We start from the raw sequence: 23334 nt of genomic DNA on the forward strand, positions 1-23334 counted from the left end.
AAGGAATGAATGTTTGGGGGTGCTGCCCCCTCGACTCCTTCAAGATCACAGACCTTCTGGAGAATCTCACTACACAACTTTGGTGCAGAGTCCAAGAGGTTCAGGTAAGCTTTTGGTATTGCCGCAGAAAGTTTCCACTACTTAGGTAAGTAAGGCATCCGACTCTCTGATATCTGCTCAACTGCGCTTAATCGTGCCAGGCATTGCTGGCTGATTGGTGGTATTATTGGGATTGAAGAAATGAAAAGCCCCTGTCATGCAGGGGTTTTCAGGGCGTAGGCTATGAGTTATGTGGCGAGGCAATTTAATCCTTCGCTTTATCTAGGTCTATCCAGACTCACATTACAACACTCCTTGGTATCATCATAACATCCACCTCCAGTTGCGCCTTCCAGCTCCTCTTCACTGAGCTAGTTGATCTTATCAGCTGTTAATTCATAACCTTGTTCTTTGGCAATACCTACAACGTCATCAGGTGGCTTAGCTGCTTTTAGTTTCTCCTGAAGATTGGAATCGCCTTTGACTTTGGCGAGGTATGCCTTGAGTTGTTCTAGAGCCATGGGTATCAGGACTGTTGATTAGCCATAGCAACGGTCTACTGCAGTGTCTTTGGTTAATAATTACTGCGCTCAATCGTGCTAGGTATTAAAGGGTTATTGATGGTCTTTTTAGTGTAATTGACCAAATAAAAATTCTTGCAATGGCAGGGGATCTTATGAGTAAAATTCTAATATCTTTCATAATCCTTACATCCGAAATCAGTCAACGTTTCATCATCTGAACCGCCAGCCGCACCTTCCAGCTCATCATCTGAAACTGTCGTACGAACGTCATCAGCAGAAATCAAGAACCCAGCCTCTTTCGCAATTGCAAGAGCTGTGTCAACATCAGCTGCAGCTTTCAGATTCTCCTGAAGACTGGTGTCTGCCTTGACCTTTTCAATGAACGCTTTGAGTTGATCCTGTGACATGTCAATCAGGAGTGTTTAATGATTATAACAAAAACATCTTCTAGCGCCTCTAACTGTCCATCAATACACTCAATTGTGCCAGTCATCGAAGACTGATTTGTGAGGTTAATTGAGAGATTGAAACAATTAGAATTCGCTCTGGCAGAGGAGGTTTTGATAATGACTAAAGAGGGCTATCGTCCACACAAACCCAGGATCTGCAGTGAATTTATCCTACCGCCTCAGCCGGGCTCTAACACATTGGGTTCAAATTCGTACAACCGCCACCAGCCACGCCTTCCAGCTCCTCTTCACTGAGTTCAGTTATCTTATCAACAGTGAATTCGTGACCATATTCTTTAGCGATAGTCACAACATCCTCAGGTGACTTTGCTGCCTTCAGTTTATACTGAAGCGTGGTTCTGCTTTGACCTTTCCTTAAAAGGCTTAGAGTTGTTTTAGGGACATGAGTGACTGGCCAGTACAGAAGAATTAGCCATGGCCAGCAGCAGGGTCACCCGTACCCCGGGCACCATCCGGACCGGTCTTGCCAAGTGGGGCTCCAGTAGCGGCAACTCTTGATCAAGTGATCGCCCTGCTGGAGCTGTTGCTGCCTGAGGTTGCAGGCCATCATCGATCCAGTGGGCATCCACGCCATGGGCGAAGTGCTGACAAGTCAAGCAGATCCGAGCTCCCTTCCAAATCTACGTGGAACCAATTTATATTCAACATCAGTACAGAAACGAGTAGATGCAAGTTGCAGGCCCTTCATGACAAAGCATGCTTGGCTCTCGGGAGTATGCATCAAGGGGTATGGGGCACTTGTGCTGGTAGCAGTCGCAAAGTTCTGATGCTGTGTGTTTTGTGGTTGCCGAAGTCTGATGATCATTTCATGGAGCTCAATGAAAGTTACTTGCAGTGAAGTTCAATGTCTCTGATGTAAGCATCTGTGGGTGTTTTTTCGATTGCACGTGCTTCAGCTTCCAGATGATATTGGCTTCGATCATAAAATTCTTTCAAATTCTTTTTATCGGACTGAGTTAGCTTGGAAAATACTGTCTTTTTGCTTAGAACGGGGAGACCTTTGTTACAGATTTGCTGAACGGCATGCCACCCCTCGTGCCTGAGTGTCTCAATAAGTGCCTCGGAGTGATGTCTGATGTTTTGTTGACACAAGAAAATAGTTCGTTGTTCCGGTTTGTACACACCAAGCAACCCCTGTCTTGTGCAGGCGCCTGAGTTGATTCGTTTCCAGACGATACGTCCTCCTAAGCGTTGAATACTTATCTCGATTTTTTTAATTTCCGAAGAGGAAAATCCATGGTTTCTCCTGATGACCTGCCTGGTGGCTGAGGCTGGAATAGCGCAAAGCATCAACCCAGCAAATATGGGGAGAAACCTCATGGCTTAGAGCCTAATGAGTCTTTGATGAGTAACATCCTATACCCGTGCTGCGCTCCAGGCTTCAGCGCTGTTTGTTGTGACCAGATGAAGATCGTTCAGCATCAACCGAGCTGTCGATGAAAGCGATGCGCAATTGTGACTTGCGCTCATTGAAGAAGGGGCGGTCAGGAGAGTTCGGAAAGGCTTTCGGAATCACCCGATCGACAATCAACAGCCCCGCACTGGGCGGGGCTGTTGAGGTCGATTGGGAGGTGGGATTTTGCGCTGATTGATCAGCCCTCGAGCTTGGCGGGCTCGGCCTCGCCTTCCCTCAGTTCGGCGTCGATGATCATCACAGCAGCAGGGTTGCCGGCAGCGAACTTGACGCGGCCCAGCAGATAGGCGGCTTCGTGCTCAGAGAGACGTTGGGCGTCAACGATGGCATCGAGGAACACCGTGGTGCGGCGGTCAATGTCCTTTTCTGCAGTGTTGTAAAGCTGCAGCACCGAGGCGGTGACATCAGCTTCCATGCGGAAGACGTTGGCGATCACCTGCTCCACGCCAGTCCACTGCTGACGAGGTGGTTCGATCGTGTCGAGCACAGGGCGCTGACCTCTGGAGATCAGATAGTCAGCGAACTTGGCAGCGTGCTGCTCTTCTTGCTTGGCTTCATCACGCAGATGCTCGGCAAAGCCGGTCAGCTCACGCTCAGCGAACCAGACAGCAGCAGCGAAGTAATCAGCAGCTGACTGACGCTCAAGGTTGAGATGCGCTTCCATCAGATCGAGCATTTCAGCCGACATGGGCTCAGCCATGGCCCGGCCTGCAGGACCGGTGGGGACATTGATGGGGGCTTGGATTTGTGAAGCTGTCATTTTGCTTTCCTTTGGGAGGGATGAATCAGTTCTACATCACAAAAGAGCGAAAGATATGCGTAAAAACCGAACATTAGTGAATCAAAATATGCTTTTGAGAATCACATTCAAGAAACCTAAATATGTAGTTGAGAATCACATTCAAGAGCGCGGGCTTGCTGCTGAGAATCAGTTTCGATTGGTCGATATTGAGTGTTCGGTTAGCCACCAAAGAAATGACGTCCTGAATGCAATAGACCGGATGAGTTGTTACCGAGAGTTGTGTGATGACTGCAGTTTTACTTTTATGCGACTGCTCACTTTGCAAGCGCAGCGTTGAGGAATCGCGATCAATCAGGGTTGGCGGGCAGCATTTCTGCTCTAAGTCCTGTGCCAAGGGGCATCCCAACATGGAGCCATGTGATGGCGAGCGGAACGGCTGTAACTGCGGAATTGGAGAGTTGGAGCTACTTTTTGCGGCTACCGATTAGTTCAGAACCAGCTTTGGGTCGTTCCGAGGCAACAAAACTCACCAAGAATTCACCAAACCTTTGCTGGAAACTAATAACAACGCTGAGATCTAGAGGCCAATATTTAAAAAGACTTAAAAATATTTCTATGATTACTAATGCAATTCTCATATCAATCCCATTTGTTGTGGGATTTATGTTCGACTTCATCGTCGAGGCTTTCGAGACCACGAAGAGTCAGCCCACAAGTGACACCTCCATGGAAGAAGACAGCAGGGCCAGGTTGGTACCGATGGATCAGAGACGACCTGGCTCGAACCGGTTTGCTGTCAAAGCTCATCTCCATGACGACTTGAATCCTTGTTCTGATAGACTGCCAGCGCGAGTGAACTGATGACTGTCAACAGTTCAATGACATGAGCCCAATCGCTGTCCCACCACATAGCTCTGCCTCAGAGTTGTTCAGTATTCATCAGAAGTCGGTGGAGAAGTAGTCACCAGAGGGGAAAACCGAATGATTCAGTGGGGCTTACGCGCCATCAGCCAGGATTGGCAGGTGACCTTCAAAGAGCCAGTAGACATGAAGGTAGGACTTGAGATGTCTGCTGATGCTCAGTGGGATCGGCTGGTGCCCGTCGATCCCAGATGAACCAGATGGACTTCAGATTATTAAGGCTCGACTGATGAAATTTCTGAAAACCATGGGGCAAATCCTGCTCATCACCGGTGTGTGGTGCGGCAGCGTCTTGGGTGCCTTGTACCTAATCGAACGCGATCGCATGCGGGAGACAGGCTTGCTGAGTAGCCCTAAGCAATGTCAGGAAGCAACTGAACAAACGGCACGACGAGCAGTACCACGGGCCGCGAAACGACAGTGATCACTTCTGTTCCCAGAGCAGGCACAGCTGGGCGTTGTCCCATTCGAGTGAACCTTGGCCGTCATTGACTAACTGGGCAGCCCTGCGTCGTGCCGCAACAAGCACGACGACTTGCCCGGGAGTGATCAGGGGTCCGGGCTTGCCGTCACGCGATCACCTGCGCCTTAAAAGGTGTCGCATTGAGAGGTTGGACTCTCGGCGGATGATGAATTTTGGTGTTGCTGCCGACCTGATTGCCGCACTCGTCGCGTTTGCCACCGTTTCTCTTTTGTCAGAGGAACCCCCCATGGAAGATCACCTCTACGGTCCGTTTTCGGCTATGCATAAGCGCACGCTAAACCGTACCTCGAGGGTCGGTCGTCCCCCTGTTTGAAGCTTTTGCGAGGCATAGAACAGAAGTGTTCCAACCAGGTATTAACCATGACGAAAGATCTCATCCAGTGCAAATACAACACCGTCTGTCAGTGCACAGTCGAGCCTGTAAAAGCCGTGATGCGCGGCGGCAGAACCCTCTGCTGTGAGCCGTGCGCCGATGGTCGTGGCTGTGGTTGCCGTTGACGGCCTGACTCCTCACACCACAAAGCCCTGCGCTTTGAGTGGGGCTCTTTTTTGAGCCGACGATTTCTAAGCATTCTGTTTCTTTCTGCCCTCGCGCTATTTCAGCCGCTTCTCCAGAGCCTCCAGTCGATCAGTTACGGATATCCGCTTCACATTCCGCAATAATCTGCTTAGCATTGGATGCACGACGAAGATTCCATGTTTGGTACCACAGACCTCCTAGTTCTGATACTCAGTTTCGGAGCTGCTTGCTTTACCCTCAGCCTCTTCAAAGCAGCTCGCCCAGCTCGGTGATCTGCTGATCGTTCAGGTTGATATGGACGGCTTTGATTGAATCTCTGAGAGAGTATTTACGCTCTAAGAGCAGTTTAAGATCATTGAAAGCTTTGCATTTTTCTCTATCAGCTGCGTTTTTCTGATGCAGGTTTCATTCATATCAACTGTTCAGTAATGGATGTGGCCAACAACTTTTCAAGTAGATAGAATCCTCTAATTCAACAACTAATAATAATTGGATTCATTTATATAGGTTGCTCCATAGACTTTTCCTAGTACATCAGTTACGAACACCTTACTTCGTGAAAAATCTGTAGCTTCCGGAAGAGGCATTGAGCGATCATTTTTCTCCACAATGGTTGACACCTCTTCACCCGCGCCAACCCTCAATGGAGCCCCCCGGTGACCATCAAAGAATCGCTCTCCGCAGACTTTTCCCGCAAAAACGACTCTCACTTTACTGATTGTCATGGGTGTTCTGCTGTTGTTTTGAACAGTTACCCTCAGAAAGGCCTGACTTCCCCAGCGTCGCCCCGGATTGAAATTAAACCTGGAAACAACTCGTAATCTGTGTCGGTCACGACCGGATACATACCAGCTGAACGCAAGACAAAGAGCAGTAAAAGCCAGAGCAAAAAGGGTAATCCAGAGAAATTGCTCTGTTCGCAAATCAATCAGCTGACGGCTTAACCCAATCTATTCAATTCTCGTAACAGGCTGGGCTCGCTCCGACACGCTGAACTGCATGAATTGGTGTGTAAAGTCCTGGCCACGAATAGAGTGAAGCCTGGGAGACCATGCAGAAATCAGGCGGTTGGAAACGCTGTCAGCCCAGGTGGTGACTTTGGCTCGGATGGGGGATGTGTCCCGGATCAATCCGGGTGAGGTTGTGATGGGAGAAATTGCCTGATGGACAAGACAACCAAAGGCTTTGTAATCGCTGCCTGCGGCGTTGTGATTGCCATTTCTCTGGTCTGGATTGGATCCCAGCTCAGATGCTCATACGTCAAGCATTTGGCTTGGAATTTTCCAGGGCCCTTATCGTCCAAAGCCGATTCGGACTGGCTTCATGGGTGCCCTGAGGACAGATGAACGCCGAAGCAATTCAACGTCTGGTGCCAGAACTGTTCAGGGTTATCGCTGAACTGGAAGCCGCAGCTCTTGGCAGGCACTTCACGGCTGATGCTCATCTTATCGGAAGCATCGGCGAGGTCATCGCGGCAGATGGCTACGAGCTAAACCTGACCACTGCCAGCACCAAAGGCATCGACGCACACGATGCTTAAGGTCGAGCCGTTGAAAATCAAGTGTACCGGCAAAAACAAAGGCGTTGCCCTGCGTGGTTATGAGCCATCAGCAGGACGAGTTCAAACAGGGTTGGTTTGGCCCACGCACTGATGGTGAACGAACGCGCCAGCTTCGATCTGATGCCGCACGGCTAGCTGATCAGCAGCAGGGGTTGATCTGATGGCTAAAAAGAATGATCTTTCTCCGCTTGAACAAAAGGTTTTTGATGCTTGGCTTGGGCCGATTGGAATTATGTCCGGCGTATAGAAAATGGCTTCGGTAGCGGTCCCGCAGAAGCCGTTCGCGTCAGATATGAACATGCCCTGCTCGAATTGAACAAAGCTCGACGTGAGCAGCAGGAAGAAAACGGAGGAACAATCAAATGAGCATGAGATCAAGGCTTCTGAACGACGTGGTGGATCCACCCACGATCGAAGTTAACGGGGGAGGCAACGAAGACAGGGCGCCTGTCGAACCTGCTGCTGATGGGGGCATTAGCGGCTTGATTCTTCCAACTTTGTGGAAAGTTCTGACCGACACTGCAGAGGAGGTGCCAATCCAGAGCTCAATGACTGAGCTGAATGAGCATTTGGAAGACAGTCCACGTTTCAGACGTGGACAGATTTCTTGTGAACTGTCTGATCTCCAGCGGGTGCTTGAAGAGAGCTCACACCAATCGACAGGCGACGAAACAGTGTCTATTCCAGTTGGAACAGTCGTGATCCTTGCTCACTGTCTCCTCAGGCATCAGCCGTATACAGAAAACTTAGGTGAACTGTCGTCATCCACTCTCTGCCGCAGTTCGTGCAGTTTGAGCAATAATCGTTGCCGCCCGAGATAATCCCGATTCGAGAGGCTTTCCAGCTTCTTCGACAGGATCTCGATTTTCTCCGCCAATGTGCGGAACACTTTCTCAGTCATTGCTTGGATCTCTCCTGAGCGAGTTGATCGATCAAGTGAAACCACTTGGACTGTGGGAGCCGTTGTGCGTCGAATTCAGTGTGCAGGGTTAGCTCAATCCAAATAGGAGTAAGTCGGTTTGATTGCTCAAGGAGTGGATTTGGTTGATCTCTGCTCGGGTTGGATGAAATCCAAGCCCATCGCCTTGGCAAAGATTTGCAGCGGTTCCACCTGAGATCGAGATCGCGCCGTTGAGCATCTGAATCCAGGCCTGTGGATAGGAGAGTTCTGGAAGTTGGATGCTTTCGCCTTGGGCAAGCCGTAGGCGCCAGAGCTGAATCGGTCGTTCAATCGCCATGGCTTTGCTGTTGTTTGGATCCTGCACTGGGATCCATTCCTGATCGGTTAGGACAATCTTTCTTTGCTCATAGGCGGGATCGAGTCCTTGTTGGCTGGGTTCGACCCAGATCTGCAGCAAACGGCAGGGTTGGTCGCTTTGATTGATTTCGCTATGCATGATTCCGGTTCCGGCGCTCATGCGCTGCACATCTCCGGCCTGAATGACGCCATGGCTTCCGGCCGAATCCTGGTGTTGGAGTTCCCCCTCGATCATCACCGTGATGATCTCCATGTCGCGATGGGAATGCATACCAAATCCACGACCGGCAGAAATCGTGTCGTCATTGATGACGCGTAGAGGCCCGAAGCTCATCCAGTTGGGATCGTGATGACCCGCGAAGGAAAAGCTATGCCATGACTCGAGCCAGTCAAGAACGCTGTGAAAGCGTTCTTGGGCTGGACGGAACACCAGTGCTGCATGTGCTGCTGTTGAGATGGCTTTCATCGGTGTGCTGGGTACAGGAGGCTGCATTGGTCGCTAGTGACATCACTCTGTGCGATGCAGTTTTTGTATTGCTGCGAGTTGTTGTGGGCCACAGCAGCAATTGCAGCGGCAGAGACCAGTGCCAACAGAGTGGCGACAGCGATGCCACCAGCCCAAGAGCCTGTGTTTTTGGTTGGTTTGTCCATCAATTAATTCCTCCCATCACAACTTCGCCCCGATCGTTCGGGGACACATCACCCGTTCGGGCGAAAGTCACCACTTAAGCGGGCACCGCTTCCAGCCGCCTGACTTCTGCTTGGCCTCCCAGGCTTCGATGGCGGTGTGCCTGTCGTGGCCTGGGCTACATCTACATTGCTAGTGATGAAAACCACTAATAACTGGTCACTCTTTTCTCAATGGAGAAATATCTCATTCTGAAGCATCAAGACGCTTCACTTCCTCTACAAACTTTTCTCCACTGTGAGAATGCTCCCGATGTTTTTCGTTGGGATGGCAGTGTCGTTCTTCTGCACTGCCTTGCTTCAGCGGCTCTTTCTCTCGATGTACAGGATCAAGACGTTCAAGATCAGCTTTGTTTGGGCGTCTGCCGGTTTGATGATGTTCGTTACTCATATCAGTTGCTCTCCCTGCGAAATGAGGTTGGCCCCTGTTCCTTCATAAGTTCACTTGTTTCGTTATCAATTTTCTTGAGTGCTTCATCTTTAATAGTATCTGATGATAAGTGATTTACGCTGCGATTTCGCTCTACTTCGACGTTAAGCGAACCAGCTTTAGTGCGATGTTGCTGATCACTCTCGTGACGCTTCGCATCTTGGCTCTGATTCATAGGGGTGAATTCAACTCTCCATTACATAGCCAAACCTGAATCCACTGCCCCTTTCTTCTCAGAGACCTCTAAGAGATGCCAGTAATTTGCTCGTCCATGCCCAGAGCTTGTGGTTTACAACGCTTCCATCCGCCTGACTTCTGCATCGTTTCCCAGGCTTCGATGGCGTTGTGGCGCAGCATTCTGCGGATGACTGGCTGCCACTATCGCGTAATGGACTGGTTTCAACGACAACCCACTGCGCATGCTGCGTTGGCATGTCGTTGCGGAATCGGCAGACCTTCTGTTCCTGGTCATTCATCAACCAGCCGACACCGTTCTTCGGTGCATGTCTGTCGACAAGTGGGCGGTCCTTGTTCGGCATCGTTGAAGTCTGGACACCACACTCATCGAAGCGGGGCATCTCAGGCGAGGATCCCGTTGTTTTCAGGAATTGAAATGGCACGTTTCATGATCCACTGGTGTGCACCCGATCCCACCAACGAGAAATACACACAGGCAATCGTGGATTACATCAAGGGCGGAAAGCCCATGGATGAATACACAGGTTTCAAGGTGCTGGCACGTCAAATCCACCCTCACCTCGGTGGAGGCGTACTGCTGGTGGAAGCCGACAACCTGGCAGCAGTGCAGAAGCACACCTACCCCTGGACAAAGGGACTCGGCGTCACTGCGACGATTACCCCTGGTCTCAGCGATGATGAGTACGTCGAGCTTGAAGAGAGCATGGCCAGCTGATTGAGGGGCCTGAGATCGACATTTGAACGACCCGCCTGAAGCCTGCCCATCAAGCGAATGACCGACTGCTTAAAAGGCAGTCGGTCGATCATGAAACGAACTGGAGCCACGGCCCGAAATGTCTCCAGTTTTGTCCCTTTCGGGGATATCCCAGGTCGACCTCTGCACCATAAAACCCTGTCATAGCCCTGAGATCCCTTGCCACGACTGGAGTATTTTTTGCCTTCTAAGCAGGCGCTCGGCTGGGCTGATGGACATGGCCCGAATGGGTGATGTGTCCCGGATTGATCCGGGTGAAGTTGTGATGGGAGGAATTGCCTGATGGACAAGACAACCAAAGCCTTTGTGATCAGCACTTGCAGCGTTGTCATCGCTGCTCTGCTGGTGTGGATCGGTTCGCAACTCAGGCAGACATATCTGTTTGAGCAAGCCCGCATGGTGCGCATTCGAGCGAATGAAGAGCAAGCCAGACAGAAGCAACGTCAATTCCCCTGCGATCGAAGGGCTTCTGAAATTTTTGGATATGGCGGAGGTGCGTATGAGAAGACACAACAAAGTCTTGCTGACAATCTCAAAAGACATAGATGGGTTGATCGGTGCGTGACATCAACCGCGCTAGTGGATGAGGTCTGATGGGATTCAGATTCAGAAAACGCACCCGACTGTTTCCAGGCCTCAACCTGAACTGGAGTAAGAACGGGCTGAGTTCCATCTCGATCGGTGGACCCGGCGCCAGCTGGAACATCCCTATTGCTCGTGATGGCCAGACCCGAACCATGGTGGGACTGCCTGGCACTGGCTTCAGCTACTCCCAAGAGGGATCCGGCAAACGTGCGTCCGTACGGGAGCGTCAGCAGCAGCAACGGCCATCGCCGCAATCAACCTCCACCGAGGCAATCATTCAGGAAGTGATGGCCACGCTCTGCGGTCCGGATCACGTTGGAGACGCGCTCTGGAGACAAGGCCTCGTTGATCACGTTCTTGAGTTCGACAACACGCCTAGGCCTGTCCGCGAAGCCGCACTGCCGATCAAACCACCGGAGTCAGCAGAACTCCACATGCGCCGTGCTCATGTTGCAGCAGCAACCCGCAGGGCATCGCTGGAGATCATTCATGCCGTGCAAACAGTCCTGGCCTGGACAGAAGACCAAGGGTGGTCAGCGCCTAACGACTGATCACACCAGCTCCACCGCACTGGCCAGCACGCATCGTCTACCCAGCTGCTTCATCCCATCAAGGCCAAGCACAATCAACGCACTAAACGTAATCGCCTCATACTCGCTCCACTCCTCTTCAGTGAACTGATCCGTCATCCGCATCCACTGCCCTTCGTGCCAATGGTCCTCAATCGCCTGCATGTCGCTCACGAGATCAACAGGTGATGCAGTCATTCACCATCAATCAACGGCACACAAATTACCGCTGGCCACCAACACCGCAACCATTGCCAACCAGCGGACCACTGAGGGGCGGTTTGCGCACATTTTGCGCACAGCCTTGATTGCTAATCTCTGAGAAATCAGTCGGGGCGACAGGATTCGAACCTGCGACCTAGTGCTCCCAAAGCACTAAACAAACGAAGTCGTGAAGGTGAAGCGGTCCCTAAAATTAAGTCTATCACTGGTATTAGGCGATAACAGGTGGCAAGAGCTGCTATCTAAAGCTTGACCGTTTGCACACAATAGGGGTAGCAACTGGTCAAAGCGCTTTGCCCCGCGTCAGCTTCAGCGACACCTGGATCAAGCCTTTCAGGGAGCAGGTCAGGACTTCCTGCGAACCTGGATGGAAGGTGCTCAATAGTCGCGGGAACATGCGCCTGCAGGTCGTAAACGTCGGCTCAGTGATGCTCCCTTACGAGTGGAGCCTGAAAGGATCAACCCAAGCCCTTCCACGCATTCAACAGATTTACAAGCGGTGGAATGGTGGACAGATCACGCTGGCAGCCGCTGCTCAGACTGCAAATACAAGCAAAAGCAAACAGACCCTGAATTTCAACCAACTGATTGATAGTTATCGCGAATTTGTCCCTAACGCAGGCGACAAGACTTGGGCGAAGTTTTATCTGCCAGTGCTCCAGAATTGTGCTGCGCAATTTGAAGGCCGACCACCAGTGGATGGTGAAGCTCTTTGCATCGCCTGTTTGCAGCAATGGGAACAGGGATCACGAATTCGCCAGATGAGCCGTCAAAAGCTCACCAATTTTCTGAACTGGGCGGTGCAACGCGGGCATCTGAAGCCGATCTACCGCCCACCAGCAAAGCTGCCTGAAACACTTAAGCCCAATCGTATTGGCTACCCGCTGGAAGACACGCAGATCCTGGCGTTGCTGGATTCACTGCCTGAAGGACCGGACCATGATCGCTGGCGTTTTGCAATCCAGCTCTGTGCTGTTTATGGCCTGCGGCCTGAAGAGCTGCGCCATTTGGTGGTGAAGGACGGTGCAAATGGTCCTGAGCTGTGGACGATCTATCAGAAGTCGATGGGCGGCACCAAAGGCCAAAAGACAGAACCGAGACGACTGCATCCGCTGCTGCTGCGAGACATGCACGGCAAGCCGATCGATTGGAAGCTGCAGGCCAGGGTGCAGATCAATGAAGAGCTGCCACCGCTGAACCGCGAAGGTGAAGGCGGGCAGGCATTTGGCACCTATCTGCGCAGGCGTGAGGCATGGAACGGGCTACGCAAGCAAGCGGAGAGTCAAGGCGAACAGTTGACGCCCTATTCGTTCCGCCATCGCTACGCCAAGGGCATGCACGCGGCAGGTCTGCCCATCGCCAACATCAGCGAGGCAATGGGACACACCATTGAGGTTCACCTGCAGAGCTATGCGCGGTTCAAGCCAAATGCAACGGCTGAACTGGTGGATGCGATCAACGTCTGATCAGTCCGAAAAATCGGTTCCGACAGAATGAAATGTTGATCTGATCGCATTTCATTGGCTGACGCCTCACCCCGCACAATCCAGCTGTCGCCATGGCAACGCAAAGTTGCTGGCTTGGTGCAGAGCGTTGACGAGCTCAACACTCTGGTTCTCGCGGGTGGCCGGGGCGGAGGCAAATCAATCCTGCTGCTCTGGCTCGTCGGTTACTTCGCATTGATCAGCGGTGATTCATTCAATGCTGTGCTGATTCGGCGTGATTTGGCAGGCCTCTCCAAGCTGGAAGACCTGCTGTTTCAACAGATCCCGACGCTGATGCCGGGGTCGAAGTATTTGAAGGCCAAACGCACTTGGAGGCTCAGCAATGTCGGCACCCTCAAGCTGATCCACATGGACGCGGGCGATGCGTTCAACAAAATTCAGGGTGAGGATCTAAGCCATATCTTCTGGGACGAGCTGGGGTAGGAAGCCGATCCGCAGGTGGTGCTCAGAGCTCGTTCGTCGATGAGGACAACGGATCCAACGGTGGAGCCGAAGTTCATCGCAACGGCCAACCCGCTAGGTCCTGGCAGCTGGTGGATCAGGGATTATCTGGTCACTAAGGCGATGCCGAACCGCATCTTCACTTGTGAGTTCTTTGGAGCTCAACCTGCGGTCTGGATCAAGTCCACGCTCAGAGACAACCCCTATCTCTCCAACCCCGATCAATACGAGAAGGAACTGCGGGCCAGTTGCTTTGGCGATGAATCCAAGATTGCCGCTGAGGTGCTGGGCGAATGGGGGCAAATTACTGCTGGATTCTTTGGCTCATGCCTGAGCATTGAAAAGTCAATGCTGACCGGTGATTTTCAGATCCCGTGGTATCCCGACAAAACCGGATCGTTTACCGAGAAGACCAAAGCCCACTGGTGCTGGATCGGTGGCGACTGGGGCACGGCAAGCCCTGCATGCGTCGTGCTCATGTGTCAGATCCAGGAGCCAATGATGGACGGTGATCGCCATATCGCCAGGCGCAGTTGGGTCTGTGTGGATGAGGAATACGTCTGTTCGATTCAGCCAGACGGATCAAAGGAATGGAACCGCGGCGATCGTTCATTGACTGCACCGCAGTTTGTGGAGCGTGTGAAAAACCTCTACATGCGCAATGGATTCACGAATTGGGTGATTCCTCATCGCAGGGTAATTATGGATTCTGCAGTTACCGCTCAGCTTGGTTTTGGCGGTGCAAGTGATCCAGTGACATTGAGCACTGAATTCAAGAAATACGGCTGGGAGGTTACTGGTTCACCTAAATCAAGCCGTGCAGTGGGTTGGCAACTGATGAAATCGTTGCTGTATCAGGCAGGCAGTGATGAGCCTGGGTTGTACATCTCAGAGCGGTGCGAAAGCTTGTGGGCGACGTTGCCTTATTGCATCAGTGATGATCGCAATCCAGAGGATATGGAGAAAACAGCACCGGATCATTCTGCTGATGCTGTGAGATATGTATTGACTGCCGCAAATCAAGCTCAGCACAGCTATCGGCAATCACAGCGAAGTGGGGCGCATCCACTGATGTGGGGCGCTGAAGAGAAGCGGAGACGATATGTAGGAGGTGTGCGGACGTTTAAGCCAATGCTAATTCGTTGAGGGATTAAAACAGAGGGCTACCGAAACGGGGGAGTTAGGCGGGTGGAAGAGGTGCCCGCCTTGGTGGTGATTCAGATCAGTGCTATGACATTTGTACTTGCCAGTCACCCATGTCTCTAGAACAACTCAAGGCATTTCTCTCTAAAGCCAAGGACGACCAGTCCATTCAGGAGAAACTAAAAGCAGCTAAGTCACCTGAAGATGTTGTAGGTATTGCTAAAGAACATGGTCATGAATTCACCGCTGATAAGATCAATCAGCTCAGTGAGAAAGAGCTTGAAGTTGCGGCTGGGGGTGTTGGTGGTGTCTGCGGAGCTTTCACCTCCGAAGCTAATGGTACTCCTTAGGGAAAGTTTTGAAACCCTGTCAACTGCTTCACATCCTTCCCACCAAAGCCCTGCATGCTGCAAGGGTTTTACTTCTTTGGTTAACTTGAAAAATGAGCTGATAAATAAGCCTTTAATACCTGGCACGATTGAGCATGGTAAATATTAATCAAAGACGTTGCAGCAGAGCGTTGCTATGACTGCTTAAAAGACCTGCTAACCATGTCGGAAGAACAGTTCAAAACCTTCCTAGAAAAGGTCAAAGGCGACACCATGCTTCAGGAGAAGCTCAAAGCAGCTGCCGATGCTGAAGCTGTGGTTTCGATTGCGAAAGAGGCTGGGTTTATGATTTCTGCTGATGACGTTCGGACCAAGATTTCAGATAAGGAGTTGGAAGGTACAGCTGCTGGCAGATCAACTTATGACTGTTGCACAGACGAGCACCACCAGACTTTGTGCTAAAAAAGCCTTATAAACTGATTTTTAATATTATTTCTCGTGCCTTTATTACAATGTAGCCTACGCCCTCAAACCCCCTGCAACTTCACGGGCTTTTTATTTTTTCAATCTCGCCAATAATCCCACAAATCAGCCTTCAATGCCTGGCACGATTGAGCGCGGTAATTGTCAGACAGAGACACTGCGGCAGACCGCTGCTATGACTGCTGTAAAGACCTGCTACCCATGTCCCTAGAACAACTCAAGGCATTCCTCGCCAAAGCCAAAGGCGATTTCAATATTCAGTATAAACTAAAAAAAGCTAAGTCACCTGAAGATGTTGTAGGTATTGCTAAAGAACACGGCCACGAATTCACTGCTGATAAGATCACTGATCTCAGTGAAGAGGAACTGGAAAACGTGGCTGGCGGAATTTGTCTAGTGGTCCCTACCATTTTTGTTGTAAAGCTCTGATTCTTACTTTGACTACTGACGATTCTACTTATCAAACCCCTGCTACCGTAGGGGCTTTTTACTTCTTCAATCTCGTCAATAAGCTCATAAATCAGCCGCCAATCCCTGCACAATTGAGCGCAGTAATTATTAGCCAAAGACACTGCAGCAGACCGCTGCTATAACAGTTGAAGACTTCAGATACCAATGTCAGAAGAGCAACTCAAAGCCTTTCTCGAAAAGGTAAAAGGCGACACCAGCCTTCAGGAGATGCTCAAAGCCGCTGCTGATCCAGACGCAGTTCTTGCGATTGCAAAAGAGGCTGGCTTTAGTATATCTGCTGATGACTTGAAGGCCTTTTCAGAACTTTCAAAAGAAGAACTAGAAAACGTGGCTGGTGGTGGCACTGATGTAAATCATTGTTACTTCGCAACAGCATACGGACCGCACACATGCTCAGGAGCCTGTGCAAAATAAAATCATATCCAATATGTGAGCTTATTCAAGACTATTCTGCCATAAGGATCACACATAAGCCTTGAATATCTGGCACGAATGAGCGCAGGAATTGTTAGCCAAAGATCCTGCAGAAGGCCATTCCTACAACCGATAAAGACTCCCGACAGCCATGTCAGAAGAACAACTCAAAGCCTTCCTGGAGAAGGTCAAAGCAGACACCAGCCTTGAGGAGAAGCAGAAAGCTGCTTCGGATGCTGATGCAGTAGTTGCTATTGCAAAGGCTGCAGGGTTCACGATCACCACAGAAGACCTAAACTCTCATGGACAAAATCTGACTAGTGATGATGAGCTTGAGAGTGCGGCTGGTGGAACAGCTTGCGCTTTACGAGTGGGAACTGTGTTCATAGGCTCTTGCTGGAACTAAAAGCCTACTCATCAAAGCCATAAGGGGTTTGTTATTTCTTCAATCACCCCAAAAAGACCATCAATCAGCCTTCAATACCTCGGACGATTGAGCGCAGTAATTATTAGCCAAAGACACTTCAAGATATCGTTGCTATAACCGTTCAAGACTCCCGACACCCATGTCAGAAGAACAGCTCAAATCATTTATTATGAAGGTTCAGGGAGACGAAAATCTGCAAGCGAAACTCAAAGCAGCAGCTAATCCTGATGCTGTGGTCTATATGGCTAAGGAAGCGGGATTTAGTATTTCTGCTGATGACTTGAAAAACGCTCAATCAATAATTTCTGACCAAGAGCTAGAAAGTGCAGCTGGAGGAGATTTGCACAGCGTTTGTGGGTTCTCAGCATGTGGCACGTGTGGGCTTGAGGGTACATGTCTAATATGTGAAGATACCTAATCTTTCAGTTTAATTAGAATTCCAGTCTATGGTTTTATTTACAGCTTACACGCCTAAATTCCATGCATATACAGGATATTTTTACTTCTTCAATCATCCCCAAAAAGACCATCAATCGGCCTTCAATGACTGGCGCTAATTATTTTTCCGTTGTCATCGTTTAACCCGTTAAAAAATGACAAAAATGTCTCAGGCTATGTCTCAATAACGCCCGCCGCTGCAACCCCCCTCATCCTTCCTGAGGGGTAGGGGTTAAAGCCTCAACACCCCTACGCCATCAACTTCATGCCATTTCGCTTCCGCAAACGAACCCGACTCTTCCCAGGTCTCAACCTGAACTGGAGCAAGAACGGGCTCAGCAGCATCTCCATCGGTGGACCCGGATCAACTCGGAATATTCCTGTTGCTCGTGATGGCCAGACCCGAACGACTGCCTGGCACTGGCCTCAGCTACAGCTCAGAGCGATCCGGCAAACATGCGTCCGTACGGGAGCGTCAGCAACAGCAACGGTCTGCACCACAGACCACATCAACAGAACAGATCATTGATGAAGTGATGGCCACCATCTGCGGGCCTGAATCCATTGGGGCCGCGCTCTGGAGACTAGGCTTGATTCATCGCGTCCTTGAGTTCGACAACACACCGCGCAACGTCCGCGAAGCTGCACTGCTGATCAAATCTCCGGAGAGCTGTGAGCTCCACCTGCGCAGAGCTCGAGGATCAGCAGCGACGCGGCGGGCCTCCCTCGAGGTGATCAGAGCTGTTCAAACAGTGCTGGCCTGGACAGAAGACCAAGGGTGGTCAACGCCTAGCAACTGATCACACCAGCTCAACAGCTCCCTCAAGTAGGCATCGCCTACCCAGCTGCTTCATGCCATCAAGGCCAAGCACAATCAACGCGCTCATCGTGATCGCCTCGTGCTCGCTCCATTCCGCTTCGCTCAACTGCACCGTCATGCGCATCCACTGCCCTTCGTGCCAATGATCCTCAATCGCCTGCATGTCGCTTACTAGATCAACAGGCGCTGCAGTCATTGAGAAGCCGCTCAGAGGCTCACAAGTTACCGCTGGTCACCATCACCGCAAGCGTTACCGTGTGTGGCATGTGAACGCGTCAGAGATGGGCTCGGTCAAGCACCTGCAACAGCATCAGTACAAGGTGCCAGAGGGGCAGGAACCACTGAGCAAGAAACCCATCGGTGTGCGGCTCTATGAATCCGACGATGCAGCAGTGCGGGCCATGGGCAAAGACGGCACGCGGTTCGTTCGCGAAGCAGTGCATCAGGCACTGATCGATCAGCAGTAGTCAGCCAATGCCAAACAAGGACCGCCCACTTGTAGACAGACATGCACCGAAGAACGGTGTCGGCTGGCTGCTGAACACGCAAGAGCAGAGGGTCTGTCGCTTCCAGAACGACATGCCAACGCAACACGCGCAATGGGTCGTTGTGGAGACAAGGCCATTACGGGGCGGTGGTCAGCCTGTGGTTCGCAGGATGCTTAGGCACAACGCGATCGAGGCCTGGGAGACCATGCAGAAGTCAGGCGCGTGGAAGCGGTGCCCGCCTAGGTGGTGAATAAAAGCAATGCAGGTTTGATGAATGTTTTAATTTTCTAGAAACTTGTTGGGAATATATTTTTTGCACTCAGAGAGATCCTTGGCAAATTGATTGGAGACAATAGTTGCAGTCTTAAAGCTTGTATGGTCAGCCAAGGTTTGCAATCTTGCGAGGAACATTCTTTTTGTGCGTGCTTCCGTAGCGCCTACTATTTCTAGCATACATAATGCCTTCATCTCTTTATGGACTTGCCCCGTTTTGTATGTTTCATTAAGCTTTTTGGTGATAACTTTCATGGTTTGACTTCCCGGCTCTACGTGTGCTTAAGCAGGTACTGCTGATAGAAGTAAAGCAGAGATGAACGAAATGATTTTCATAAACTCCTCCCATTGATTGAATGCGTCTGGAGTCACCGTCGCTGAAAGGGTGGTAAAGGCACATCCCCAAAACGGGTGAGCATCCCCACGGCGGAAGCATGTTTGCCGGAATGCCAGAGAGTTTCATCGTTTTTTGATTCTGATTATTTCTTTCTTTACTTTTCCAGTTCTTAAATTTCTCCACTCATCAGCAAGGACTTGTGTGTAAATAACAAGCTTTCCAGGTGGATCGAGCTTGGCTGAAACTCTGTACTTGCCCGAGCGCTTAAGTACAACTGGTTTATTTAGAACGGCGAAATCATCACTGGTGCAACCAAACAAGCTGTTACGGATAGCCCAGATTGTATTGTTTTTGTCGATATAAAAGCGGGCGTCTTTAACGTATTTCGGAAATTTGCCTCCAGTTAAATGATTGGGGCGAGAGTGAGACTGGTAGCCACGTCCAAGATTTTCCACATATTGAGCTTTATTCCACTTCTCTAAGCAGGCTTTTTGTAATGCCGCTTTTCTATTTTCCTGTTCTGCGAATGTGTTTTTAAGTCCCTGAAATAAGTCTGCAGACACTGGCAGTGCAAGGCTCAGAGCGGCAATGCTTGCTGCCAATGCGGCGGCAGATGTTCTAATCGGGTTCATTTGTTTTGGATAGCTCCGGTGGTGCCTGATGCGCATCCCCCAGACGAGCGAAAACACCTCATTGACGGACCACTGGTGATCGATTTGCAAACCCTTTTGCACACAGCGGCGCAGAAACGCAGTGTGTGACTGGCTGACGCATTGCTTATCCAGCAATCACACATCTAAAACCTGCTGATTCCACTGCTCTGCAGAGAGCTTGCCCTGCGCATCGCCCTGCTGAATGAAATCCTTCACGACATTGACCTGAACGGCCTGGACACCGGCATCAGGGCTCAACTGGTTGTTCAGCTGGCGAGCACGGCGATCGTGATGCGTTGACAGTGCACGGAGCAAGGCAGGATCAACGCCTTCTGTTTTGGTGACCTTCACCTGCTCCTGCCCATTGGGCAAGCGGATGATTTCACGCACAATCCGGCCATTTCTGCGCTATTCCTGGATTTCTTCACGCATCTCACGCTCACTAATGTTCCAGCGCTCTTCGCTGATTGCCATGCGCTCATTCAGCGAAAGCTTGTTAACCGGATGATTCCGAGCGGATTGCTGAATGTATTGGCTGACGCGTGCCTGTGTGCAGTCAAGTTCCCTGGCAATGTCCCACTGCGTCACGCCATTTATATGTAATTGCCAAGCACGATTGCGCTTAATTTCTGCTTCTTTTCTCTGTGAAAGTGGCGCAGGCATGATGTTAACAACTCAATCTAGTTTGATTTTATAAGGCGTTATAAGTCATGGTGGCCAAACTCCCCGTTCACGGTGCGGATGAATAATGCTCGCGCACGCGTTGTAAGGGAAAACTTGGAAAAGGTAGGAGAGAGAGTAGTGAGGGACTGAAAAGAGGGTATTGGAAAAGAATTGGAAAAGGGGTTGGCAACTAATCAGCACCCACTCTTTTCCAACCCTTTACCAAGAGTTTTCCAACGACTTTTCCAACCCCCCGATTTCCCGTCATCACTGGGATCTTTAGGGGCTTTTCCAAAGGGAGGGTCTATACGCGCGAAGCGATGACGAAATAGAGCCAGATAGGCCGTCCACCGGCTGATGCACGTTTAGTGCGATCAATGCCACAACGCAGCTCATAAAGCTTGATCAGAGCCTGTCTTGCGCGTTCATTAGAGACCTTGAACTCAGCAGCAACCTACTGAGCGGTCCAGAGCCCGCCTCTGACCGTCAGAAGGTCTTTGACCTCATCTCTGAACAACCGACGCTCTTCAAGGGACTCTGTTTGGCCCTGGATGCCCATTAGCTCCCAGGAGTAGTCCTCAATAGATCCTTGGAGATTGAAGACGGTACCGAAGTCCTGCATTCCGCTGCGAGCTTTCAGGAACTCCAAGCAGAACTCATCGGATCGTGCGCCTTCATCTTGTGAGGGGTAGAGCCCCCAGCAATTAGAGGTGCCATTGAAGAGAAAGGCGGTGCCATAGAGATCGTTCTTGGAGACCCGGCCACGCTTTTGGTTTTCTGGCTTCTTGAGGTGATGGGAGAGAAAGAACGACGTGCCGTAACGGGAGGCGATGGTGTTGAGCTGATAGAGCCAGATCCCACATTCCGCATCGTTGAGAGAGACACCCCTACCGGCGAAGATCCTCATCAATGAATCTGCGAAAACAGCCTGTGGCTCGTACAAACGGATCTCAGCTTCCATTTCTGGAATCATTGATGGGCTGAGCTTCCAGCGGGGCAAGAACCGTGACTCATCGGGCTGCAGGCTCATCCGCCTGAATTTGTTGATCGCGTCGGTGGGTGATTCATCGATTTGATAGATCAAGGCTGTGCCTTGCGTGATCTTGAAACGTCCTGCGAAGTTTTCACCAGTGGAGATGGCTTCTGACATCCGGTAAAAGAGAGAGGTCTTGCCGCCGCTCCCTTCGGCTCCAACGAGGGTTAGCGAACCGTTGGCGGAGAGATCTTCAATTGAGGCCTCCTTGCCGGTGTCGAGCTGCATTAGCTCTGCAAAGGACGTGGGTGCTGGTGTCTCCTGCTCTTCCAGCAGATCCATCACGGCCTGCTTGTAAGCATCTGGACTGAGTCCTAATTCCGTTCTGAGGCTTGCCTGAGCGATGGTGCGTGCGGCTGGCGTCGGTAGATCATTGATTGCGGCAATGCCGTCTTTCAGGTTCTTGAGGGTGTCGTTGGCGAGAAGAATGAAGCCAGGCGTTTCTTGGTTATTGCCCGTAGGAAGTTCAAAGACTTTGGCCAGTTCTGCTTGATCTGGAGAAAGTGTCATGGGCTTGCCTCCAGCTCTCGAACAACCGCGGGGCAAGGAAGACCGAATTCGTTCTGTTGAAACTGTCTGAAGTCTTCGGCAATGAAGGCGAGAGATTTGAGCTGAGCTTCGATGCGTAGACGATGCAGCTGTGATAGGTCGTCGTGATCTCTCCAGATGGTCCTTAGGTAAGGGCGAAGTGCTGCTGCTTTGGCCTGCGCATCAGATACGGCTGCGCAGGCTGATTGGAATTGGTTAGGGGTGCAGGTGTAGAGGTCTTGAATGTTCCATGCCTCGTCGTAGGCGTCGTGGAATTGATTGAGGATGTGCGCCCATTGAGAGCGTTTGGTTTGGCGGGATAGAAGCTCTTGAGCGGTATGAGGGGTGCGTGTTGTGGTGGATGGACGCTCTAGTTCTCTGTGAGGCCGGAAGACGGCTGCTGAACCGCTAAAGCCGCCGCGATGGTGGATGAATGCCCATTGGGCACCGTTGATGGTGATGGTGTCACCAGGGCGTAGATCAGTGCCGGTATGGCAGAGAACGACTTCATCGTTGAATCTGCAATCGGCGTCTTTGACCCTGGAGCAAACGGGGCAGGGCGTGCGCTTGTTGGAGGACTGCATTAAGAACCTCCAAAGCCTTTAACTGAGCGTTGTGCCTTGCCACGCAGCCGTGAGAAATGCTTCATGCGGTTGCAGGTGCCGTTAGCTGTGCTGGAAGCGAGAATTCTTTCAGTTTCTACGAAATCACGCTTTAGTAAGTTTATATGGGATTCAACAAGTTTCTTAGCTTTATCAAGATTGTGGTATCGACTAAATACAAGGAAGTTTTTAGGGTGATGATCAAAATCGCTCAACAGACCTTCAAACGAATTAATGGCAAATCTGATGCCTTCAACTTGATCGTTTCTTTTAATTTGGTCAAACTTTGTCCATAGTTCATCTGTCGCACGATCTAGATCAACTGTTATTTTCGCGTCAATACCATAATCAACAGAACCATTAGATCGGGCATACTAATGAATACGACCACAGAAATAGCCCTCTTCCATTAGTTCGGGCTTGAATTTATCTACTTCACCACTTATCCAAAGGTGATCAACACGGGCATCAGGAATTCATTCAGTATCTAATGCTGAGAACCCATCCCAAATCCTCACCTTGGCGTTACAAACAAGAATGTTTGTGAATCCATCATTGGTTGGCCGTTTTGAGGCCGTCCTCGACTCAACGTAGGCACACTGATTTTCAAATGGAGCTAGTTGAGATCTCATCAGCCCGCCTCCCAAGTATCGAGCTGATCGATGACGGTTGTGCCGCGTTGATCTGCGATCTGTCTGATGGCGCAGAGCAGTGCAGCGAGCTTGAGATCGTTCTGCACGTCGGCTTGAAAGCCGTAATCAGGCACTGCAGGGAGTGGTTGAGCAAACCGTGCTGCAGCTGACTGCGTGAGAGCTTGTATCTGGGCGTTGTCGGTTGACTGCCGACCTTTGATAGATTTCATTGGTTAAGCAAGTTGTATGGAAACCGCCGACGGTGTGATGACCTGA

At 50.7% G+C, this 23334-nt stretch carries 41 protein-coding genes and 1 pseudogene; 20 read left to right on the forward strand and 22 right to left on the reverse strand.

Features of this window, described 5'->3' with window-relative positions; all coding sequences use genetic code 11:
- Window positions 1-410: 410 nt before the first annotated feature.
- The 6 genes from SIB58_RS06435 to SIB58_RS06460 form a co-directional block, all read right to left on the reverse strand.
- On the reverse strand, window positions 411-560 hold the full coding sequence (locus SIB58_RS06435) for a Nif11-like leader peptide family natural product precursor (RefSeq protein WP_082823287.1): 150 nt from the start codon (window positions 558-560) through the stop codon (window positions 411-413).
- Window positions 561-727: 167 nt separating this feature from the next.
- Window positions 728-970 carry a Nif11-like leader peptide family natural product precursor gene (locus SIB58_RS06440; RefSeq protein WP_067325605.1) on the reverse strand — a complete coding sequence of 81 codons (243 nt, stop codon included), beginning with the start codon at window positions 968-970 and terminating at the stop codon, window positions 728-730.
- 232 nt (window positions 971-1202) lie between these two features.
- Window positions 1203-1442, reverse strand: coding sequence for a Nif11-like leader peptide family natural product precursor (locus tag SIB58_RS06445; protein ID WP_414494905.1), 240 nt, complete (start codon window positions 1440-1442; stop codon window positions 1203-1205).
- Window positions 1408-1629 (reverse strand): hypothetical protein, encoded by a 222-nt coding sequence (locus SIB58_RS06450; RefSeq protein WP_231884122.1) that lies wholly within the window; start codon window positions 1627-1629, stop codon window positions 1408-1410. The genes SIB58_RS06445 and SIB58_RS06450 overlap by 35 nt, the downstream gene beginning before the upstream one ends.
- A gap of 229 nt (window positions 1630-1858) precedes the next feature.
- Window positions 1859-2353 carry a hypothetical protein gene (locus SIB58_RS06455; protein ID WP_067325600.1) on the reverse strand — a complete coding sequence of 165 codons (495 nt, stop codon included), beginning with the start codon at window positions 2351-2353 and terminating at the stop codon, window positions 1859-1861.
- Between the two features lie 272 nt (window positions 2354-2625).
- Window positions 2626-3147: a ferritin gene (locus SIB58_RS06460; RefSeq protein ID WP_414494907.1), complete on the reverse strand. Its 522-nt coding sequence runs from the start codon at window positions 3145-3147 to the stop codon at window positions 2626-2628.
- Here SIB58_RS06460 and SIB58_RS06465 point away from each other — a divergent pair.
- From SIB58_RS06465 to SIB58_RS06485, 5 genes are all read left to right on the forward strand, one after another.
- Window positions 3146-3526, forward strand: a complete 381-nt coding sequence (locus tag SIB58_RS06465; protein ID WP_197461104.1) for a hypothetical protein — start codon at window positions 3146-3148, stop codon at window positions 3524-3526. The two genes, SIB58_RS06460 and SIB58_RS06465, sit on opposite strands and share 2 nt — an antisense overlap.
- A complete protein-coding gene (locus SIB58_RS06470) occupies window positions 3474-3677 on the forward strand; it encodes a hypothetical protein (RefSeq protein WP_074159389.1) in 204 nt (67 codons plus the stop codon). Before SIB58_RS06465 ends, SIB58_RS06470 begins: the two co-directional genes overlap by 53 nt.
- Window positions 3678-4339: 662 nt before the next feature.
- A complete protein-coding gene (locus SIB58_RS06475; protein ID WP_156486549.1) occupies window positions 4340-4534 on the forward strand; it encodes a hypothetical protein in 195 nt (64 codons plus the stop codon).
- A gap of 420 nt (window positions 4535-4954) precedes the next feature.
- The gene (locus tag SIB58_RS06480; RefSeq protein ID WP_082823286.1) at window positions 4955-5092 is read left to right on the forward strand and encodes a hypothetical protein; all 138 of its coding nucleotides are present in this window, start codon (window positions 4955-4957) and stop codon (window positions 5090-5092) included.
- 1364 nt (window positions 5093-6456) lie between these two features.
- Window positions 6457-6654, forward strand: a complete 198-nt coding sequence (locus tag SIB58_RS06485) for a DUF6998 domain-containing protein (RefSeq protein WP_066906200.1) — start codon at window positions 6457-6459, stop codon at window positions 6652-6654.
- An 81-nt stretch (window positions 6655-6735) separates the two neighbouring features.
- Here SIB58_RS06485 and SIB58_RS06490 read toward each other — a convergent pair whose 3' ends face one another.
- The 6 genes from SIB58_RS06490 to SIB58_RS06515 all read right to left on the reverse strand — a co-directional run bounded on the left by SIB58_RS06490 (window position 6736) and on the right by SIB58_RS06515 (window position 9407).
- A complete protein-coding gene (locus SIB58_RS06490) occupies window positions 6736-7080 on the reverse strand; it encodes a hypothetical protein (RefSeq protein WP_156486548.1) in 345 nt (114 codons plus the stop codon).
- Between the two features lie 322 nt (window positions 7081-7402).
- Complete coding sequence (locus tag SIB58_RS06495) at window positions 7403-7576, reverse strand: hypothetical protein (RefSeq protein WP_197461090.1); 174 nt, start codon at window positions 7574-7576, stop codon at window positions 7403-7405.
- An 88-nt stretch (window positions 7577-7664) separates the two neighbouring features.
- Complete coding sequence (locus SIB58_RS06500; protein ID WP_067325592.1) at window positions 7665-8426, reverse strand: pirin family protein; 762 nt, start codon at window positions 8424-8426, stop codon at window positions 7665-7667.
- Between the two features lie 381 nt (window positions 8427-8807).
- Window positions 8808-9011: a hypothetical protein gene (locus SIB58_RS06505; RefSeq protein ID WP_066906196.1), complete on the reverse strand. Its 204-nt coding sequence runs from the start codon at window positions 9009-9011 to the stop codon at window positions 8808-8810.
- Between the two features lies 1 nt (window position 9012).
- Window positions 9013-9225, reverse strand: coding sequence for a hypothetical protein (locus SIB58_RS06510; protein ID WP_066906194.1), 213 nt, complete (start codon window positions 9223-9225; stop codon window positions 9013-9015).
- Window positions 9226-9293: 68 nt separating this feature from the next.
- Window positions 9294-9407 carry a hypothetical protein gene (locus SIB58_RS06515; protein WP_369818621.1) on the reverse strand — a complete coding sequence of 38 codons (114 nt, stop codon included), beginning with the start codon at window positions 9405-9407 and terminating at the stop codon, window positions 9294-9296.
- Between the two features lie 256 nt (window positions 9408-9663).
- Here SIB58_RS06515 and SIB58_RS06520 point away from each other — a divergent pair, with 256 nt between their 5' ends.
- Complete coding sequence (locus SIB58_RS06520; RefSeq protein ID WP_066906190.1) at window positions 9664-9963, forward strand: DUF3303 domain-containing protein; 300 nt, start codon at window positions 9664-9666, stop codon at window positions 9961-9963.
- 632 nt (window positions 9964-10595) lie between these two features.
- On the forward strand, window positions 10596-11138 hold the full coding sequence (locus tag SIB58_RS06525) for a DUF4236 domain-containing protein (protein ID WP_066906186.1): 543 nt from the start codon (window positions 10596-10598) through the stop codon (window positions 11136-11138).
- Here SIB58_RS06525 and SIB58_RS06530 read toward each other — a convergent pair whose 3' ends face one another.
- On the reverse strand, window positions 11139-11354 hold the full coding sequence (locus SIB58_RS06530; protein WP_156486546.1) for a hypothetical protein: 216 nt from the start codon (window positions 11352-11354) through the stop codon (window positions 11139-11141).
- A 317-nt stretch (window positions 11355-11671) separates the two neighbouring features.
- Between SIB58_RS06530 and SIB58_RS06535 the strand changes: the two genes are divergently transcribed.
- The 11 genes and pseudogenes from SIB58_RS06535 (at window position 11672) to SIB58_RS06585 (ending at window position 17829) form a co-directional block, all read left to right on the forward strand.
- A complete protein-coding gene (locus tag SIB58_RS06535; protein ID WP_067325589.1) occupies window positions 11672-12844 on the forward strand; it encodes a site-specific integrase in 1173 nt (390 codons plus the stop codon).
- Between the two features lie 54 nt (window positions 12845-12898).
- A complete protein-coding gene (locus SIB58_RS06540) occupies window positions 12899-13306 on the forward strand; it encodes a hypothetical protein (protein WP_231884118.1) in 408 nt (135 codons plus the stop codon).
- Window positions 13307-13345: 39 nt separating this feature from the next.
- A complete protein-coding gene (locus tag SIB58_RS06545; protein ID WP_414494724.1) occupies window positions 13346-14470 on the forward strand; it encodes a hypothetical protein in 1125 nt (374 codons plus the stop codon).
- A gap of 110 nt (window positions 14471-14580) precedes the next feature.
- Window positions 14581-14817 carry a Nif11-like leader peptide family natural product precursor gene (locus SIB58_RS06550; RefSeq protein WP_066907236.1) on the forward strand — a complete coding sequence of 79 codons (237 nt, stop codon included), beginning with the start codon at window positions 14581-14583 and terminating at the stop codon, window positions 14815-14817.
- 201 nt (window positions 14818-15018) lie between these two features.
- Window positions 15019-15258, forward strand: coding sequence for a Nif11-like leader peptide family natural product precursor (locus tag SIB58_RS06555; RefSeq protein WP_067325525.1), 240 nt, complete (start codon window positions 15019-15021; stop codon window positions 15256-15258).
- A 222-nt stretch (window positions 15259-15480) separates the two neighbouring features.
- On the forward strand, window positions 15481-15708 hold the full coding sequence (locus SIB58_RS06560; RefSeq protein WP_066907713.1) for a Nif11-like leader peptide family natural product precursor: 228 nt from the start codon (window positions 15481-15483) through the stop codon (window positions 15706-15708).
- 186 nt (window positions 15709-15894) lie between these two features.
- Entirely contained in the window at window positions 15895-16164 is a 270-nt protein-coding gene (locus SIB58_RS06565) for a Nif11-like leader peptide family natural product precursor (protein ID WP_066907241.1), read from the forward strand.
- Between the two features lie 151 nt (window positions 16165-16315).
- Complete coding sequence (locus SIB58_RS06570; RefSeq protein ID WP_066907244.1) at window positions 16316-16570, forward strand: Nif11-like leader peptide family natural product precursor; 255 nt, start codon at window positions 16316-16318, stop codon at window positions 16568-16570.
- Window positions 16571-16730: 160 nt separating this feature from the next.
- Window positions 16731-17009 (forward strand): Nif11-like leader peptide family natural product precursor, encoded by a 279-nt coding sequence (locus SIB58_RS06575; protein WP_066907247.1) that lies wholly within the window; start codon window positions 16731-16733, stop codon window positions 17007-17009.
- Window positions 17010-17294: 285 nt separating this feature from the next.
- Window positions 17295-17378, forward strand: a pseudogene (locus SIB58_RS06580) (DUF4236 domain-containing protein); the annotation flags it as partial.
- Window positions 17379-17382: 4 nt separating this feature from the next.
- Window positions 17383-17829 (forward strand): hypothetical protein, encoded by a 447-nt coding sequence (locus tag SIB58_RS06585; protein ID WP_066907250.1) that lies wholly within the window; start codon window positions 17383-17385, stop codon window positions 17827-17829.
- Here the strand turns inward: SIB58_RS06585 and SIB58_RS06590 are convergent, their stop codons facing one another.
- Complete coding sequence (locus SIB58_RS06590) at window positions 17830-18045, reverse strand: hypothetical protein (protein WP_156486535.1); 216 nt, start codon at window positions 18043-18045, stop codon at window positions 17830-17832.
- 85 nt (window positions 18046-18130) lie between these two features.
- On the opposite strand from SIB58_RS06590, the gene SIB58_RS06595 reads away from it, so the two are divergent.
- Entirely contained in the window at window positions 18131-18316 is a 186-nt protein-coding gene (locus tag SIB58_RS06595; protein WP_066907255.1) for a hypothetical protein, read from the forward strand.
- Between the two features lie 7 nt (window positions 18317-18323).
- Window positions 18324-18587, forward strand: coding sequence for a DUF1651 domain-containing protein (locus SIB58_RS06600; protein WP_066907258.1), 264 nt, complete (start codon window positions 18324-18326; stop codon window positions 18585-18587).
- 29 nt (window positions 18588-18616) lie between these two features.
- Here SIB58_RS06600 and SIB58_RS06605 read toward each other — a convergent pair whose 3' ends face one another.
- The 8 genes from SIB58_RS06605 to SIB58_RS06640 all read right to left on the reverse strand — a co-directional run bounded on the left by SIB58_RS06605 (window position 18617) and on the right by SIB58_RS06640 (window position 23288).
- Entirely contained in the window at window positions 18617-18865 is a 249-nt protein-coding gene (locus SIB58_RS06605) for a hypothetical protein (RefSeq protein ID WP_066907261.1), read from the reverse strand.
- A 204-nt stretch (window positions 18866-19069) separates the two neighbouring features.
- Window positions 19070-19735 (reverse strand): hypothetical protein, encoded by a 666-nt coding sequence (locus SIB58_RS06610; protein WP_066907265.1) that lies wholly within the window; start codon window positions 19733-19735, stop codon window positions 19070-19072.
- On the reverse strand, window positions 19736-19972 hold the full coding sequence (locus SIB58_RS06615; protein WP_231857056.1) for a hypothetical protein: 237 nt from the start codon (window positions 19970-19972) through the stop codon (window positions 19736-19738).
- 36 nt (window positions 19973-20008) lie between these two features.
- Window positions 20009-20263, reverse strand: a complete 255-nt coding sequence (locus tag SIB58_RS06620; RefSeq protein ID WP_066907271.1) for a hypothetical protein — start codon at window positions 20261-20263, stop codon at window positions 20009-20011.
- Between the two features lie 454 nt (window positions 20264-20717).
- A complete protein-coding gene (locus SIB58_RS06625) occupies window positions 20718-21806 on the reverse strand; it encodes an AAA family ATPase (protein WP_066907274.1) in 1089 nt (362 codons plus the stop codon).
- Entirely contained in the window at window positions 21803-22408 is a 606-nt protein-coding gene (locus tag SIB58_RS06630) for a hypothetical protein (RefSeq protein WP_066907277.1), read from the reverse strand. The genes SIB58_RS06625 and SIB58_RS06630 overlap by 4 nt, the downstream gene beginning before the upstream one ends.
- Complete coding sequence (locus SIB58_RS06635; protein ID WP_156486534.1) at window positions 22408-22641, reverse strand: hypothetical protein; 234 nt, start codon at window positions 22639-22641, stop codon at window positions 22408-22410. Before SIB58_RS06635 ends, SIB58_RS06630 begins: the two co-directional genes overlap by 1 nt.
- A 416-nt stretch (window positions 22642-23057) precedes the next feature.
- The gene (locus SIB58_RS06640) at window positions 23058-23288 is read right to left on the reverse strand and encodes a hypothetical protein (protein WP_066907280.1); all 231 of its coding nucleotides are present in this window, start codon (window positions 23286-23288) and stop codon (window positions 23058-23060) included.
- Window positions 23289-23334: the final 46 nt, after the last annotated feature.

Source organism: Synechococcus sp. MIT S9504 (assembly GCF_047497135.1).
Lineage (GTDB): Bacteria > Cyanobacteriota > Cyanobacteriia > PCC-6307 > Cyanobiaceae > Synechococcus_C.

Coding starts and splice junctions, on each gene's coding strand:
- SIB58_RS06555 (WP_067325525.1), top strand. CDS start 15,019: ATGTCGGAAGAACAGTTCAAAACCTTCCTAGAAAAGGTCAAAGGCGAC.
- SIB58_RS06640 (WP_066907280.1), bottom strand. CDS start 23,288: ATGAAATCTATCAAAGGTCGGCAGTCAACCGACAACGCCCAGATACAA.
- SIB58_RS06530 (WP_156486546.1), bottom strand. CDS start 11,354: ATGACTGCATCACCTGTTGATCTCGTGAGCGACATGCAGGCGATTGAG.
- SIB58_RS06560 (WP_066907713.1), top strand. CDS start 15,481: ATGTCCCTAGAACAACTCAAGGCATTCCTCGCCAAAGCCAAAGGCGAT.
- SIB58_RS06495 (WP_197461090.1), bottom strand. CDS start 7,576: ATGACTGAGAAAGTGTTCCGCACATTGGCGGAGAAAATCGAGATCCTG.
- SIB58_RS06510 (WP_066906194.1), bottom strand. CDS start 9,225: ATGAATCAGAGCCAAGATGCGAAGCGTCACGAGAGTGATCAGCAACAT.
- SIB58_RS06605 (WP_066907261.1), bottom strand. CDS start 18,865: ATGAAAGTTATCACCAAAAAGCTTAATGAAACATACAAAACGGGGCAA.
- SIB58_RS06460 (WP_414494907.1), bottom strand. CDS start 3,147: ATGGCTGAGCCCATGTCGGCTGAAATGCTCGATCTGATGGAAGCGCAT.
- SIB58_RS06600 (WP_066907258.1), top strand. CDS start 18,324: ATGCCAAACAAGGACCGCCCACTTGTAGACAGACATGCACCGAAGAAC.
- SIB58_RS06595 (WP_066907255.1), top strand. CDS start 18,131: ATGGGCTCGGTCAAGCACCTGCAACAGCATCAGTACAAGGTGCCAGAG.
- SIB58_RS06440 (WP_067325605.1), bottom strand. CDS start 970: ATGTCACAGGATCAACTCAAAGCGTTCATTGAAAAGGTCAAGGCAGAC.
- SIB58_RS06480 (WP_082823286.1), top strand. CDS start 4,955: ATGACGAAAGATCTCATCCAGTGCAAATACAACACCGTCTGTCAGTGC.
- SIB58_RS06455 (WP_067325600.1), bottom strand. CDS start 2,353: ATGAGGTTTCTCCCCATATTTGCTGGGTTGATGCTTTGCGCTATTCCA.
- SIB58_RS06465 (WP_197461104.1), top strand. CDS start 3,146: ATGGCCCGGCCTGCAGGACCGGTGGGGACATTGATGGGGGCTTGGATT.
- SIB58_RS06570 (WP_066907244.1), top strand. CDS start 16,316: ATGTCAGAAGAACAACTCAAAGCCTTCCTGGAGAAGGTCAAAGCAGAC.
- SIB58_RS06475 (WP_156486549.1), top strand. CDS start 4,340: ATGAAATTTCTGAAAACCATGGGGCAAATCCTGCTCATCACCGGTGTG.
- SIB58_RS06525 (WP_066906186.1), top strand. CDS start 10,596: ATGGGATTCAGATTCAGAAAACGCACCCGACTGTTTCCAGGCCTCAAC.
- SIB58_RS06575 (WP_066907247.1), top strand. CDS start 16,731: ATGTCAGAAGAACAGCTCAAATCATTTATTATGAAGGTTCAGGGAGAC.
- SIB58_RS06630 (WP_066907277.1), bottom strand. CDS start 22,408: ATGCAGTCCTCCAACAAGCGCACGCCCTGCCCCGTTTGCTCCAGGGTC.
- SIB58_RS06550 (WP_066907236.1), top strand. CDS start 14,581: ATGTCTCTAGAACAACTCAAGGCATTTCTCTCTAAAGCCAAGGACGAC.
- SIB58_RS06435 (WP_082823287.1), bottom strand. CDS start 560: ATGGCTCTAGAACAACTCAAGGCATACCTCGCCAAAGTCAAAGGCGAT.
- SIB58_RS06620 (WP_066907271.1), bottom strand. CDS start 20,263: ATGCCTGCGCCACTTTCACAGAGAAAAGAAGCAGAAATTAAGCGCAAT.
- SIB58_RS06485 (WP_066906200.1), top strand. CDS start 6,457: ATGAACGCCGAAGCAATTCAACGTCTGGTGCCAGAACTGTTCAGGGTT.
- SIB58_RS06590 (WP_156486535.1), bottom strand. CDS start 18,045: ATGACTGCAGCGCCTGTTGATCTAGTAAGCGACATGCAGGCGATTGAG.
- SIB58_RS06470 (WP_074159389.1), top strand. CDS start 3,474: ATGACTGCAGTTTTACTTTTATGCGACTGCTCACTTTGCAAGCGCAGC.
- SIB58_RS06545 (WP_414494724.1), top strand. CDS start 13,346: ATGAGGACAACGGATCCAACGGTGGAGCCGAAGTTCATCGCAACGGCC.
- SIB58_RS06505 (WP_066906196.1), bottom strand. CDS start 9,011: ATGAGTAACGAACATCATCAAACCGGCAGACGCCCAAACAAAGCTGAT.
- SIB58_RS06520 (WP_066906190.1), top strand. CDS start 9,664: ATGGCACGTTTCATGATCCACTGGTGTGCACCCGATCCCACCAACGAG.
- SIB58_RS06515 (WP_369818621.1), bottom strand. CDS start 9,407: ATGCTGCGCCACAACGCCATCGAAGCCTGGGAAACGATGCAGAAGTCA.
- SIB58_RS06565 (WP_066907241.1), top strand. CDS start 15,895: ATGTCAGAAGAGCAACTCAAAGCCTTTCTCGAAAAGGTAAAAGGCGAC.
- SIB58_RS06625 (WP_066907274.1), bottom strand. CDS start 21,806: ATGACACTTTCTCCAGATCAAGCAGAACTGGCCAAAGTCTTTGAACTT.
- SIB58_RS06500 (WP_067325592.1), bottom strand. CDS start 8,426: ATGCAGCCTCCTGTACCCAGCACACCGATGAAAGCCATCTCAACAGCA.